At 64.1% G+C, this 12,801-nt stretch carries 17 protein-coding genes; 7 read left to right on the top strand and 10 right to left on the bottom strand.

From position 1 onward, the window contains the following. The first annotated feature begins 52 nt into the window (after positions 1–52). Positions 53–835 (top strand): SDR family oxidoreductase, encoded by a 783-nt coding sequence (locus ACK3BK_RS14450; protein WP_411382693.1) that lies wholly within the window; start codon positions 53–55, stop codon positions 833–835. A gap of 6 nt (positions 836–841) precedes the next feature. Here the strand turns inward: ACK3BK_RS14450 and ACK3BK_RS14445 are convergent, their stop codons facing one another. Further along, on the bottom strand, positions 842–1,195 hold the full coding sequence (locus tag ACK3BK_RS14445) for a VOC family protein (RefSeq protein WP_411382692.1): 354 nt from the start codon (positions 1,193–1,195) through the stop codon (positions 842–844). A gap of 177 nt (positions 1,196–1,372) precedes the next feature. Here ACK3BK_RS14445 and ACK3BK_RS14440 point away from each other — a divergent pair, with 177 nt between their 5' ends. Beyond that, positions 1,373–1,852: an isochorismatase family protein gene (locus ACK3BK_RS14440; RefSeq protein ID WP_186707766.1), complete on the top strand. Its 480-nt coding sequence runs from the start codon at positions 1,373–1,375 to the stop codon at positions 1,850–1,852. 26 nt (positions 1,853–1,878) lie between these two features. Here ACK3BK_RS14440 and ACK3BK_RS14435 read toward each other — a convergent pair whose 3' ends face one another. Then, positions 1,879–2,346 carry a RidA family protein gene (locus tag ACK3BK_RS14435; protein WP_186707765.1) on the bottom strand — a complete coding sequence of 156 codons (468 nt, stop codon included), beginning with the start codon at positions 2,344–2,346 and terminating at the stop codon, positions 1,879–1,881. Positions 2,347–2,415: 69 nt separating this feature from the next. Next, positions 2,416–3,687 (bottom strand): beta-ketoacyl-ACP synthase II, encoded by a 1,272-nt coding sequence (gene fabF, locus ACK3BK_RS14430; protein WP_411382691.1) that lies wholly within the window; start codon positions 3,685–3,687, stop codon positions 2,416–2,418. A gap of 112 nt (positions 3,688–3,799) precedes the next feature. Between fabF and ACK3BK_RS14425 the strand changes: the two genes are divergently transcribed. Next, positions 3,800–4,288: a winged helix-turn-helix transcriptional regulator gene (locus ACK3BK_RS14425; RefSeq protein ID WP_411382690.1), complete on the top strand. Its 489-nt coding sequence runs from the start codon at positions 3,800–3,802 to the stop codon at positions 4,286–4,288. On the opposite strand, the gene ACK3BK_RS14420 is transcribed toward ACK3BK_RS14425, so the two are convergent. The 5 genes from ACK3BK_RS14420 to ACK3BK_RS14400 form a co-directional block, all read right to left on the bottom strand. Continuing rightward, a complete protein-coding gene (locus ACK3BK_RS14420; RefSeq protein WP_411382689.1) occupies positions 4,289–4,540 on the bottom strand; it encodes a hypothetical protein in 252 nt (83 codons plus the stop codon). 289 nt (positions 4,541–4,829) lie between these two features. Further along, the gene (locus tag ACK3BK_RS14415; RefSeq protein WP_411382688.1) at positions 4,830–5,243 is read right to left on the bottom strand and encodes a GFA family protein; all 414 of its coding nucleotides are present in this window, start codon (positions 5,241–5,243) and stop codon (positions 4,830–4,832) included. Next, positions 5,194–5,457 (bottom strand): hypothetical protein, encoded by a 264-nt coding sequence (locus ACK3BK_RS14410; protein ID WP_411382687.1) that lies wholly within the window; start codon positions 5,455–5,457, stop codon positions 5,194–5,196. The genes ACK3BK_RS14415 and ACK3BK_RS14410 overlap by 50 nt, the downstream gene beginning before the upstream one ends. Next, positions 5,427–5,816, bottom strand: a complete 390-nt coding sequence (locus tag ACK3BK_RS14405) for a nitrilase-related carbon-nitrogen hydrolase (protein ID WP_411382686.1) — start codon at positions 5,814–5,816, stop codon at positions 5,427–5,429. The genes ACK3BK_RS14410 and ACK3BK_RS14405 overlap by 31 nt, the downstream gene beginning before the upstream one ends. Before the next feature lie 29 nt (positions 5,817–5,845). Then, positions 5,846–6,709: a diguanylate cyclase domain-containing protein gene (locus ACK3BK_RS14400; RefSeq protein WP_411384477.1), complete on the bottom strand. Its 864-nt coding sequence runs from the start codon at positions 6,707–6,709 to the stop codon at positions 5,846–5,848. A gap of 314 nt (positions 6,710–7,023) precedes the next feature. On the opposite strand from ACK3BK_RS14400, the gene ACK3BK_RS14395 reads away from it, so the two are divergent. The 3 genes from ACK3BK_RS14395 to ACK3BK_RS14385 all read left to right on the top strand — a co-directional run bounded on the left by ACK3BK_RS14395 (position 7,024) and on the right by ACK3BK_RS14385 (position 10,680). After that, a complete protein-coding gene (locus tag ACK3BK_RS14395; protein ID WP_411382685.1) occupies positions 7,024–7,842 on the top strand; it encodes a substrate-binding periplasmic protein in 819 nt (272 codons plus the stop codon). A gap of 85 nt (positions 7,843–7,927) precedes the next feature. After that, complete coding sequence (locus ACK3BK_RS14390) at positions 7,928–10,117, top strand: OsmC domain/YcaO domain-containing protein (RefSeq protein WP_411382684.1); 2,190 nt, start codon at positions 7,928–7,930, stop codon at positions 10,115–10,117. Between the two features lie 236 nt (positions 10,118–10,353). Next, a complete protein-coding gene (locus ACK3BK_RS14385) occupies positions 10,354–10,680 on the top strand; it encodes an NUDIX domain-containing protein (protein WP_411382683.1) in 327 nt (108 codons plus the stop codon). 42 nt (positions 10,681–10,722) lie between these two features. Here ACK3BK_RS14385 and ACK3BK_RS14380 read toward each other — a convergent pair whose 3' ends face one another. Beyond that, a complete protein-coding gene (locus ACK3BK_RS14380; RefSeq protein WP_288374990.1) occupies positions 10,723–10,896 on the bottom strand; it encodes a DUF2986 domain-containing protein in 174 nt (57 codons plus the stop codon). A gap of 149 nt (positions 10,897–11,045) precedes the next feature. On the opposite strand from ACK3BK_RS14380, the gene ACK3BK_RS14375 reads away from it, so the two are divergent. After that, on the top strand, positions 11,046–11,480 hold the full coding sequence (locus ACK3BK_RS14375; protein ID WP_411382682.1) for a GNAT family N-acetyltransferase: 435 nt from the start codon (positions 11,046–11,048) through the stop codon (positions 11,478–11,480). A gap of 71 nt (positions 11,481–11,551) precedes the next feature. Here the strand turns inward: ACK3BK_RS14375 and ACK3BK_RS14370 are convergent, their stop codons facing one another. Further along, positions 11,552–12,763 (bottom strand): RES family NAD+ phosphorylase, encoded by a 1,212-nt coding sequence (locus tag ACK3BK_RS14370; RefSeq protein WP_411382681.1) that lies wholly within the window; start codon positions 12,761–12,763, stop codon positions 11,552–11,554. Between the last annotated feature and the right edge of the window lie 38 nt (positions 12,764–12,801).

Genomic DNA, 12,801 nt, shown 5'->3' with positions numbered 1-12,801 from the left:
ACAAAAACACGATTCTATCCGCAACCCAGGTTGCTACCACCGGAGAATATCCATGAGTGATCCATCAGAAACCCTGCGCGGCAAGCGCGTACTGGTCACCGCCGGCACCAAGGGCCTGGGCAAGGCCACGGTCGAGCTGTTCGTCGAACTGGGCGCCCGGGTGCTGACCTGCGCGCGCAGCGCGCCCGCCGATGCCCCTCAGGTGTCTTTCGTCAGCGCCGACCTCACCACCCTCGCGGGGTGCGAGCAGTTGGCGAGCGAGGTCGAGCGGCACCTGGGCGGGGTCGATGTCATCGTTCATGTGCTGGGCGGCTCCAGCGCACCGGCCGGGGGCTTTGCCGCGTTGGGCGAGGCGCATTGGCAACAGGAACTGGACCTCAACCTGCTGCCTGCCGTGCGCCTGGATCGCGCCCTGTTGCCCGGCATGCTGGCGCAGGGCGGCGGGGTGATCGTTCACGTCACCTCGATCCAGCACCAACTGCCGCTGCCGGAGGCCACCACCGCCTACGCGGCGGCCAAGGCGGCGCTGTCGACCTACAGCAAGAGCCTGTCCAAGGAAGTCGCGCCCAAGGGCGTGCGCGTGGTGCGGGTCGCGCCCGGCTGGATCGAGACCGAGGCCTCGGTAGCCCTGGCCGAGCGCCTGGCCAGCGAGGCGGGCACCGATTACGAGGGTGGCAAGCGCATCATCATTCAGGCCTTGGGCGGCATCCCCCTGGGTCGGCCCGCCAGCCCTAAGGAGGTGGCCAACGTCATCTGCTTCGTGGCCTCGCCTGCCGCAGCAGCGGTGACCGGCACCGAATTCGTGGTGGATGGGGGGACCATTCCGACTGCCTGAGCCGCGTTACGAGGCGGTCCACACCGCCAGTTCGTAACCGTCCGGGTCGATGAAGTGGAAGCGCCGACCGCCAGGGAAGGCGAAGGTGGCGCGGCTGATGCGAGCGCCAGCGGCTTCTACACGCTGTTGGGTGGCGTCGAGATCGTCGGCGTAGAGGATCACCAGCGGCCCTCCGGGCCGTACCGCTTCGCCGGTGGTGAAACCGCCGCTCAGGCGGCCGTCGGAGAACTCGGTATAGGTGGGGCCGTAGTCGGTGAAGGTCCAACCGAACACGTCGCCGTAGAACGCCTTGCTGCGGCTGATGTCGGTGACGTTGAACTCGATGTTGTCGATCTGTCGATCCTGTCCGCGAATACCCATGTTGCCTCCTTGCGTAGTGGAGCGCGCAGTCTAGCGCATCAGCGCAAGCGCAGGGTCACGGTCTCGCCCTGCGTGCCGCCGGCCCACCTGCTCGTGGCTTACCCAAGCTCCAAGGCCTGCAACGATCGCCCACGGACGATATACTCCGCCGCCTCATGTCGTCCCCCGGAGAACCCCATGCGGCAGGCTTTGCTTATCGTCGATGTCCAGTCCACCTTCAGCCCTCCTGAGTGGCTGATCGACGGAATCCGCGCGTTGGCCGCGAAACTCCCTGCCATCGCGTCGGTCGAGCTGCACGACGAGCAGGTCACGCCGTTCCAGCAGCAACTCGGCTGGCACCCGGCGCGCGAGGACGAGAGCCTGATCGAGGCGGACGAAGTGTTCGTCAAGCATGGCTACGGGCAGACCCCCGAGGCCATCGACTACCTCAAGAAACTGGGCGTGGAGCGCGTGCTGGTCTGCGGCCTGCAGACCGAAACCTGCGTACTGGCCGCCGGCTTCGCGCTGTTCGATGCCGGGCTGAACCCGACCCTGGTCACTGACCTGACAGTGGGCTCTTCACTGGACCGCTCGGGCAAGCTGGGTATCGAGCTGTGGACTCATCACTTTCGCCAGGTGACCACGGTGGCGCAGGTGGTCGAAGGGCTTCAAGGCTGAAGGGGCTGCACGCGAGCCCCTTGCACCTACACCACCGCGATCAGGTCAATCTCCACCGCGGCATTCTTCGGCAACTGGTACACCCCCACCGAGGTGCGGGTATGCCTGCCGGCCTCGCCCAGCACCTCATGCAGGATCGCCGAGGCGCCGTTGGCCACTTCGCTCTGCTGGGTGAAATCCGCCGCCGACTGCACGAACACGCTGATCCGCGCGATTCCCTTGACCTTGTCCAGCGAGCCCAGGCTTTCGCTCAGCAGCTTCAGGCAGCGCAGGGCGCTGACCTTGGCGGCGATCTGCGCGTCGGCGAGGCTGACGTCCTCGCCCACCCGCCCCGGGTGCACCACCGTGTCGTTGACCCGCGGGATCTGCCCGCTGATGTACACCTGGTCGCCCAGGTGCAGCACTGGCACATAGTCGCCGCCGATCTTCAGCGGGCCATCGAACGAATAACCCAGCGCCTGCAGAGCGGCTTCATAGCGGTCGTGTCTGGACATCGGTAGTACTCCCTGTGTGCTCGAGGCGATGGCCAAGCCTAATCAAACGCCTGCGTGCCGACCAGTGGCTCAACCCTCCCAGCGCTTGAAAATCACGCTGGCATTGACGCCACCGAAACCGAAGCCGTTGGACAGTGCGTATTCGGTATCCAGCGGACGTGGTTGGCCTGCGGCAATGTCCAGCCCGGCAGCTGCCGGGTCAGGGTCGACCAGGTTGAGCGTGGCCGGTGCCCGTTGGTCGCGCAGGGCAAGCACGGTGAAGATCGCCTCGATACCGCCGGCGGCGCCCAGCAAGTGGCCGGTAGCAGACTTGGTTGCACTGATCACCGGCGAAGGTACGTGGGCGAACACCGCCTTGATCGCTGCCAGTTCGCCCTTGTCGCCCACTGGTGTCGAGGTGGCGTGGGCATTGAGATGGCCCACCTGTGCGGCCTGGATACCGGCCTGGCGCAGGGCCAGGGTCATGGCGCGTCGCGCGCCGTCGCCGTCTTCCGGCCCCGAGGTGATGTGATAGGCGTCGGCGCTGGTGCCGTAGCCCACCAGTTCGGCCAGCGGCGTGGCGCCGCGTGCCAGTGCGTGCTGCAGTTCTTCGATCACCAGCAGGCCGGCGCCTTCGCCCATGACGAAGCCGTCGCGGGCCGTGTCGAACGGGCGCGAGGCCTGTTCCGGGTGCTCGTTGAAATCACTCGACAAGGCTCTCGCTGCCGCAAAGCCGGCCAGGCTGACACGATGAATCGCCGCCTCCGCGCCCCCGCACAGCGCCACGTCCGCTTCACCGGCCAGGATCATCCGCGCGGCGTCGCCAATCGCCTGCACCCCGGCCGCGCACGCGGTGACCGGTGTACCCAGCGGGCCTTTGAGCCCGTGGGCGATCGACACCTGGCCGGCGGCCAGGTTGCCGAGGAAGGAGGGAATGGTGAAGGGCGACAGCTTGCGCGGGCCCTTGCTGTCGGTGGTGCGCACTGCCTCGGCAATGGCCGGGAAGCCGCCCACGCCAGTACCGATGATGGTTGCCGTGCGTTCCTGCTGTTCGACGGTTTGCGGTTGCCAGCCGGCCTGCGCCAGGGCCTCCTGCGCGGCGCCCAGGGCGAACAGGATGAAACGATCGACCTTGCGCTGCTCCTTGGCCGGCAGTACGCGGTCCGGATCGAAGCCGGCCTCGCTGTCCTGTTGCAGGTCCGGCACCTGGCCGCCGATGCGCACCGCCAGGTCGCCGATCAGCGATTCCGGCAACTGCGCGATGCCCGAGCGCCCCGCCAGCAGGCGTTCCCAGACCCGCTCCACGCCACACCCTAGTGGTGTGACCGCTCCCATTCCGGTAACGACGATACGCTTGCTCATGAAGGTCAGACTCCCATGGAGGTTTGCTACTATTCAGCTGAAGAGACGTTACTATCATTATAGAAGTAACATCCAGCCCGAATGTTTAACAAACCCGTGGTGAGCCTGCCTGATGCAACGCAAGACGCTTGTGGATTCCGAATGCCCTATCGCCCTGAGCCTTGAACACGTGGGGGAGTGGTGGAGCCTGTTGATCATGCGCGATGCCTTGCAGGGCCTGAGCCGCTTCGACGATTTCGCCAAAAGCCTGGAGATCGCGCCGAGCATGTTGACCCGCAGGCTCAACGCGCTGGTGGAGGCCGGCCTGCTCGAGCGGCATGCCTACAGCACCCGTCCCCTGCGCCACGAATACCTGCCCAGTGCACGGGGGCGCGACCTGCAGGCTGTGCTCTATGCGCTGATCGCCTGGGGCAATCGGCATTTCGCGCCTGAGGCCGTCAGTGTGCAGGTGGTGGAGAAGGGGACGGGCAAGGCCTTGCAGCCGATGATGGTTGAGGTCGAGTCCGGGCGTGTGGTGCCCTGGTCAGCGTGCGAGCTGGTGCAGGGGCCTGGCGCCAGCGAGGGGATGCGGGCGCGGCTGCAGCGCAGTCGCGAGGGCTGATCAGCCGCGCAGGGCAGGGTCCTGGCGCAGGCCGTCGCCGGCCACTTCGACCTGGTCGGCACGCAGGATCGCAGCGCGCTGGTGTTCGTATTCCTGTTGCGACAGGCCTCGGCGTTGCAGAGCCTCGAGCTGCAACTGGCGCGTTTCCTCGGCGGTATAGGGGCGCTGTTCGGGATGGCTGGCACAGCCGGCAAGTGCGGCGATACCAAGGGCGGCCAGGGCAGCGAGCAGCAGGCGGGCGGTGGCGTTCATCGGCGGGTTTCCTGGTTCGAGGATTCGTCTGGCGAGTCGTTGAACACAGGTTATCGAGCACGGCCGCCGGGCAGAAATCGTCGTGCTCGATAGTCACTATCGATGAGCGCGCCCGGCTCAGATCACCCGGGCACTGTGCAAGGCTTCCAGCGCCTGGCCGCGCAGGCGGGCCAGATGACCGCGGAGACAGCGAAGGCGCTGATCGGCCATGTTGAGCCCATGGCCTTTGCCTGCGCCACGTCTGCCGAGGTCCAAGTGCCGGGAAGCACGGTGCGTGGGGACTACGCGATCAATCTGGGGTTGGGGTATCACTGGTAATGTCAGGGGCGCGCCAATACCACAGCGGTTCGTCGCCAACATGCACATGTTTGTGCTTGCTCGCCTCGAACGGTGTGTCGAGTGTTGCCAGTGCCACCGAAACCCAATCATTGAACGCACCTTGTGAGCGCGACCAGAACAGCGTCGATCCGCATCGGCCACAGAACTCGCGCAGTACCGAGGCCGATGAGGCATAGGCGTTGATGTCCGTGGCCCCGCTCGATATCCGCAAGGCCTCCCGAGGCACACTGCCGTAGGAGGCGAACATTGCCCCGTGCGCCTTGCGGCATTGACCGCAATGGCAGTGGCTCACGGCCTTGGGACGTACCAGCAGTTCATAGGTGATCGCTGAACACAGGCAGCTTCCCTTGTACACATCGGCCATACGCGCATCCACCATCCTTGAAAAGTCCTTTGCTTGACGGCATGTGGCCGTTATCAGGCCATTGTGTCATTTCTCGCCCAGCCGTGGCGGCGACGGCCAGTGGCTGGCCAGAGGTGGAGTACGCCATGCTGTGGCCGCCAAAGCGCTGACCCTGTGCAGCCTGCCCGCTGCGGTTGGCGCTGATCACGTAGGCGCCGGAAACGATGGCCGCCATCGCAGCGGCGCAATCCCAGTAGCGATAGTCGGTGCCGGAGGCGCGGGGGACGCGATCAGGTCGGGGCCGTCACGTCCGTAGTGGCGGGCGCGCTCGTTGAGCATCAACTCGGTACACAGCAGCACACCGAGCTTGAGCGTGCCCACCTCGATCACGTCGAATCCCGGCTTGGCGGTGGTGAACCAGGTCTGTTCATGAAAGCCTGGCTCTTCGGGGAAGAAGTGTTTCTGGTGGACGAAGCGGTAGCCTGTAGCATCCAGCACGAAGGCTTCGTTGACCAGGCGCCCGTTCGCCAGCAGCGGCCTGCTCGATAGCACGGCAGGGACGTCGAGCCTGGCCTGGGCGTCGAGGGCGGGCACTTGCAGATTCTTGCGCTTGAATCGGTGTCTCAGCTCGCTTGCGAGCGCCGCCGCTTGATCCGGTACATCTCGCCATCGGCATGGCTCAAGAGGGCATCGGCGTCGCGCCCGTCTGCTGGGTAGCAGGCGACGCCGATGCTGCACGCCGGCATCCCGAAACCGCCGAACTCCGCATCCAGCGGCTCGGCCATCACAGCGACGATCTGCGCGACCTTCTCGAACACGGCGCTGTGCGACGGCAGGTCGGTGAGCAACAGGGTGAACTCGTCGCCGCCGATTCGCGCCACGGTGGCATGCGCGCCGGCGCAGCGTTCCAGGCGCTGGGCCACCAGGCGCAGGACGCGGTCGCCAGCGCTGTGGCCGTGGGTGTCGTTGATCTCCTTGAAGTCGTCGATATCGACGAACAGCAGGGCCAGGTTGCCGCCGTGCTGCTGGGCTGCCTGCAGGGCGGCATCCAGGCGGCTGTTGAACAGGGCGCGATTGGCCAGCCGGGTCAGCGGGTCGTGGTGGGCGAGAAAGCGCAGCTCTTCTTCGGCCTGGGTGAGGGCGGTGACGTTGCGCGCCACGCCGATGCGTGCGCCCACTTCTTCGGACCAGAAGGCCGCCCAGAGGATATGGACGATGCCGCCGTCCTTGCGGATGTAGCGGTTGCGAAAGTCGAAATGCGCTTGGCCGGACATGACCCGGACGATCGAGGCGCGGGTGGCGGGCAGGTCGTCGGGGTGCATGTAATGCGTGATCGGCGTGCCGATGAGTTCCTCGGCGCGGTAGCCCAGCAGCGCTTCGCAGGCATCGCTGACGAACACGATCTGGTCGTCCTGGTCGACCACGAAGACGGTGTCGAGCATCAGGTGGATCAACTTGGGGTAGAGCGCTTGCAGGTCGACGGGCATGGGGCAGGTGTCCGGGTCGTGAGACTCGATCAGGGCCAGATCGCAGAAGGGCCGACGAGTCATCCTGCGCGCGCCCGGCACCCAGGCGGTACCGGCCGATCGTTCGCGGCCACTGCACAGCCTACAGGGTCTGGCCGTTATGGCCAGCAGGGTGGTGAAAAATAGTGGCAGGCGCAGCCGAACGTGGGCAGTGATGGCATCATGCGCCGACGAATGGCATCGTGCAGCGATCATTGCTGGCACCTGTCGGTTTCTGGTCCAGACTGTCTGAACCCTGTCGCCCTTCCTGCCGCCTACCGAGACGAGGGTCATCCATGATCGAGCCCCACTTCTGCCGGACCCTGCTGCTGTCGCTCACCTGGTGCGTGCTGTCTCAGGGCGCGCTGGCGGTGGAGGCGTGCGCGCGCCTGACCGCCACGGGCAACCCCGAGTATCCGCCCTACCTCTGGCGCGACCCGCAAGACCCCCAGCGGCTGATCGGCGCCAACGCCGACCTGCTCAAGCACGTGGCAGGCGAGCTTGGACTGGACGTGGAGTTGAAGTATGTCGGACCCTGGGGGCGGGCCCAGGAAGAGGTGCGCACCGGGCGCGTCGACCTGCTGGCCGGCTACTTCCTGACCCGGGCGCGGCAGAACGAGGTGGACTTCATCGAACCGCCGTTCCTGTACACCCCCAGTGTCGTCTGGGTGCGCAGCGACAGCGCCTTCCCCTATAAGGGCTGGGACGATCTGCGCGGGCTCAAGGGTGGGGTGCTGGTCAACAACAGCCATGGCGAACAGTTCGACGAGTTCGCCCGCACCAATCTCAACCTGGAGGCAGTGCCAGGCGCCAAGCAAGCCTTCGAGAAGCTGCTGCACAAACGCAGTGACTACGTGATCTTCGAGCAGTTTCCAGGCATGGCCCTGGCGCGTGTGCTGAACGTGGACCAGCAGGTGCAGGTGCTCGAACCGCCAGTGTCCAGCGAGGGGCTGTACCTGGCAATGTCCCATGACTCGCCGTGCAACCGGCCGCAGTTGCGTGAGCGACTGGCCGCGAAGATGAAGCAGATCGTGTCCAGCGATCTGCCGGAACGCCTGGTGGCACGAAACCTTGAGCTTTGGCGTCAGCAGCAGGAGGGCGCGGCGGCGCCTTGATCCGGGCCTTGCTGGCGCGGCAAGACTTCCCGGTGAAAAACCCGGATAATGGCGCCCATTTCGTTTTACGCGCTGGTGTGCCCGCATGGAAATCAAGGTCAATTTTCTCGACAATCTCCGACTTGAAGCCAAGTTCGACGACTTCACGGTGATCGCCGATCAGCCCATTCGCTACAAGGGTGATGGCTCGGCGCCAGGTCCTTTCGACTATTTCCTGGCCTCTTCGGCCCTGTGCGCGGCGTATTTCGTCAAGCTCTACTGCCAGACTCGCGACATTCCCACCGAAAACATCCGCCTGTCGCAGAACAACATCGTCGACCCGGAAAACCGCTACAACCAGATCTTCAAGATCCAGGTCGAGCTGCCTGAAGATATCAGCGAGAAGGACCGCCAGGGCATCCTGCGCTCCATCGACCGCTGCACCGTGAAGAAAGTGGTGCAGACCGGCCCCGAGTTCATTATCGAAGAGGTCGACAACCTCGACGCCGACGCCCAGGCGCTGCTGATGCCGGTGTCCGACACCACCACCTACATTCCTGGCAAGGACCTGCCGCTGGAGCAGACCATCGCCAACATGTCGGCGATCCTGGCCGACCTGGGGATGAAGATCGAGATCGCCTCCTGGCGCAACATCGTGCCCAACGTCTGGTCGCTGCACGTGCGCGACGCGCAGTCGCCGATGTGCTTCACCAACGGCAAGGGCGCGACCAAGGAAGCTGCGCTGGCCTCGGCACTGGGCGAGTTCATCGAGCGCTTGAACTGCAACTTCTTCTACAACGACCAGTTCTGGGGCGAGGACATCGCCAACGCACCGTTCGTGCACTATCCGAACGAGCAGTGGTTCATGCCAGGCCCGAAGGACGCGCTGCCGCAGGAGATCCTCGACGAGTACTGCCTGGAGATCTTCAACCCCGATGGCGAGCTGCGTGGCTCGCACCTGTACGACACCAACTCGGGCAACAAGGCCCGTGGCATCTGCTCGCTGCCGTTCGTGCGCCAGTCCGACGGGCAGACGGTGTACTTTCCGTCCAACCTGATCGAAAACCTCTACCTGAGCAACGGCATGAGCGCCGGCAACACCCTGGCCGAAGCCCAGGTGCAGTGCCTGTCGGAAATCTTCGAGCGGGCGGTCAAGCGCGAAATCCTCGAAGGCGAACTGTGCCTGCCGGACGTGCCACAGGACGTGCTGGCCAAGTACCCAGGCATCGTCGCCGGTATCCAGGGGCTGGAGGGGCAGGGCTTCCCGGTGCTGGTCAAGGATGCCTCGCTGGGCGGTGAATTCCCGGTGATGTGCGTGACCCTGATGAACCCGCGCACCGGCGGTGTGTTCGCCTCGTTCGGCGCGCATCCAAGCTTTGAAGTGGCGCTGGAACGCAGCCTCACCGAGTTGCTCCAGGGGCGCAGCTTCGAGGGCTTGAACGATCTGCCGCAACCGACCTTCGAAAGCCACGCGTTGACCGAGCCGAACAACTTCGTCGAGCATTTCATCGACTCCAGCGGCGTGGTGTCGTGGCGCTTCTTCAGTGCCAAGGCCGACTTCGAGTTCGTCGAGTGGGACTTCTCGGGCCAGGGTGAGGACTCCAACGAGCAGGAGGCGCAGACGCTGTTCGGCATCCTGGAAGGGCTGGGCAAGGAAGCGTACATGGCGGTGTACGACGACCTCGGTGCCACCGCCTGCCGCATCCTGGTGCCGGGTTACTCGGAAATCTACCCGGTCGAGGACCTGATCTGGGACAACACCAACCGCGCGCTGGGGTTCCGTGCCGACATCCTCAACCTGCACAGCCTCGACAGCCGCTCGCTGAAGTTGCTTTACAAGCGCCTGGAGCAGGTCGAGGTGGACGAATACACCACCATCACCACGCTGATCGGCGTCGAGTTCGACGACAACACGGTGTGGGGCCAGTTGACCATCCTCGAGCTCAAGCTGCTGATCCAACTGGCGCTGCAGCGTTTCGAGGAGGCCAAGGAACTGGTGGAGATGTTCCTGCAGTTCAACGACAACACCGTCGAGCGCGGGCTGTTCTACCAGGCGCTGAACGTGGTGCTGGAAGTGGTGCTGGACGACGAGCTGGAGATGGACGACTACGCGCCCAACTTCCGGCGCATGTTCGGCAATGAGCGCATGGACGCGGCACTCGGCTCGGTGGACGGTAGCGTGCGCTTCTACGGGCTGACCCCAACCAGCCTGAAGCTCGAAGGCCTGGAGCGCCACCTGCGTCTGGTCGAGAGCTACAAGAAACTGCATGCGGCGCGTGCCCGGGCAGCCGGCTGACGCGTTAGCTCTGCCCCGGGAGGTCTGTTCAGCGGGCCTCCCACCCTTCCTGACATCCCTCACCGCAGCCATGTGTCTCCTGGGCTGAACTTGGCGTCATACTTGCCTGTCAATGATGTAACAAAACTGTCATATATGGCTGACACAGGTTCCCACCCGATCCGATGCCTCACGCAAACCTACCCGCCAAGCACAGAGCGACGATCATCTGCTTCGATGAGCGGCGGGTTTTGCTCGTGCGCAAGAAAGGCGGTAAATGGAATTTCCCGGGTGGCCTGATAGAGCAGGGCGAGCAGCCGCATGAAGCGGCCGCGCGCGAGTTGCATGAGGAAACCGGCCTGAGCGGCCATGGCCTGCTGCACTTGTGCACCCTGGAAGTGGCCGGGATTCTCCATCACATCTTCACCACCCACCTGCACCCCGGCGATCGGCCGTGTGCGCGCAGAGAAATTGCGGCATGCACATGGATAGAGCGCCGTGGGCTGGCGCGTGCGCCGCTGACCCCCGCGGCCGAGGCGTTGCTGGCCTGCCAGATTCCGGCGCTGTCGACCTGGGCGGCCTGAAAATACAAGCCTTGCCGATCGCGGTGGGCAAGGTTTGACGGCTCAGGCCTGCGCAGGCTGATCCTGGGTTGGGGCATCCAGCATCGCCTCGACCTCCAGCTTCAACCGGTCGGCCTTGCTGATGTACTTGGGCTTGTTGCTCCTGGGCGCCAGCTTGGCGTTGGCTTTCTTGGCGTGGGCCTTCAACAGCTGCTTGATCTTTTTCTGACGATTCATGTTCTCTACGCCCCTTGAGCGCATCCGCTAGCGAAACGCCGCGAGCTTAGCCTTGTGGGCATCGATGGACAAGGCAGATGCGCGCTGCTGGGTACGTTCATCTCTTTCTGCTAGCGTAGGCGGCCCTCTCAAATGGAGCGCTGGCCACCATGATCACCTACCGCCCGATGACCCTCGATGATTACGATGCCATCTTGGGGCTGATGCGCCAGACCCCTGGCGTTTCGGTACGTGAGGCCGACTCGTTCGAGGCTACACAACGCTACCTGCAGCGAAATCCACAGTTGAGCTTCGTCGCTGCGGCGGGATCGGTGTTGGTCGGTTGCGCGATGTCAGGGCACGATGGCTGCCGGGGTTACCTGCAACATGTGCTGGTGCTGCCGGAGTTTCGTCGTCAGGGCATCGCCAGGCAGCTCGTGGAGCTGTGTTTGCAGGGCCTGGCCGAGCAGGGTATTCGCAAGTGCCACCTGGATGTGCTCAAGACCAACCCGCAAGCGGCCGACTACTGGGCCCGGCATGGCTGGCAATTGCGCACGGACATCGAGCGTTTCTCCTTCACGCGGGCGGGCGACGAGAACGCCTGAGTCAGCACTTGGCCGCCTGGCGGTGTGTTGCAACCAGGGCAGGGCCGGACGTTCGTGCGGACTGGCCTGGATTATTTCCCACGTCTGGTAAGGCCATGCAGAAGTGTGGCGAAGGGTGTTTCCTCGTTTTTATCGTACTCATGCTCCAGGTGGTGCTTCTCCAGAATCGGCATCTTCTTGATCGTGTATTCGACGGCCGCAACTTCATGCACGTCCGCGCTGTCGTCCACCCGTTCGAACGCGCCCGGCGTGAAGCAGGTCAGGTTTTCCCCCTTGGACACAGTGCTTGGAAACAGAATGCCGTCGTACCCCTGTGTTCGGATGACGTCGGCAAAAAGCTGGGTCACGCTGTAGAGGTAGCGGTGCTCGGGTTGCACCGGCACGTTCAATACCGCGGCGATGGAGAGGATATCCCTGAGTCGCTCGAGCCGTTCGTCACTCAGAAAGTTTCTGATATCGAAGTTTGAGAAGTCGGCGACCTCCAGGGGACGCGTCGAGCGGAACTTCGAGGTCGAGATCAGGTGCCCCGGATGAGGGCGTATCTCCGCCACGGCAGTCAGTACATCGGAGGCCAGGTACAGGATGGAGACCCGGGCGCGGTTGAACCTGCCTTCCGTTGCAAGGTGCAGCGGGGGCGCGCCGATTTTCGCCTCAGCGTAGGGTTGGTAGACGAAGCCATTGTCGGTAGGTGAAAGGCTGGCCAGTTCCGTCAAGCGTGACTGGACACCTACCCGTGCGCGATAGAATTCACTCCCGCATGTCAGCTTGCGGCTGATGTCGCCGCGCAGGCTCTCCAGTAGCCTGGCGACATCCGACTCCACTTCAAAGTGATTGTTCTCCAGTGCGCGCTTGACCAGCAAGCGCACCCGATCGCTGTCGTAATCGCGTAGGCCCCACAGCACATTTCCATCGTAGTAACCGCCCCCCAGCGAGATGTCTTCGCCGGATTCGGGGTACCAGCCGTAATCTTCCACTGGGAGCCAGATTTCGTCGGGAATGTAATCGCTGTAGCGCTTGGAGAGATTGAAGATGGTGTCATCCCTGGCCATCAATGCTTGCAGGCTGTCGCCACCGATGTGGTGGTTGTAGTCCCACTCTGAATAGTTGAGGCGCACGAGTGCACGCAGGATGCGCGTGATCCTGTAGTCCTCGACGCTGAGCCCTTTGCCATTGCTGCTTTTGCACGTGGGGCAATGCCTCAGGCGCTTGCCGCGCTCCTGCAGTTCTGCACGAAGGCTCGGGTCGCTGACGCAGAATTCGCAGATGAAAGATCGGTATGGCATGTGCCTCTCCAGCAGCCCACCCATCCGTGGGCATGTCG

It is taken from the genome of Pseudomonas sp. L7 (assembly GCF_046605565.1).
Lineage (GTDB): Bacteria > Pseudomonadota > Gammaproteobacteria > Pseudomonadales > Pseudomonadaceae > Aquipseudomonas > Aquipseudomonas wayambapalatensis.
This window is presented reverse-complemented; position numbering and strand designations above follow the sequence as displayed.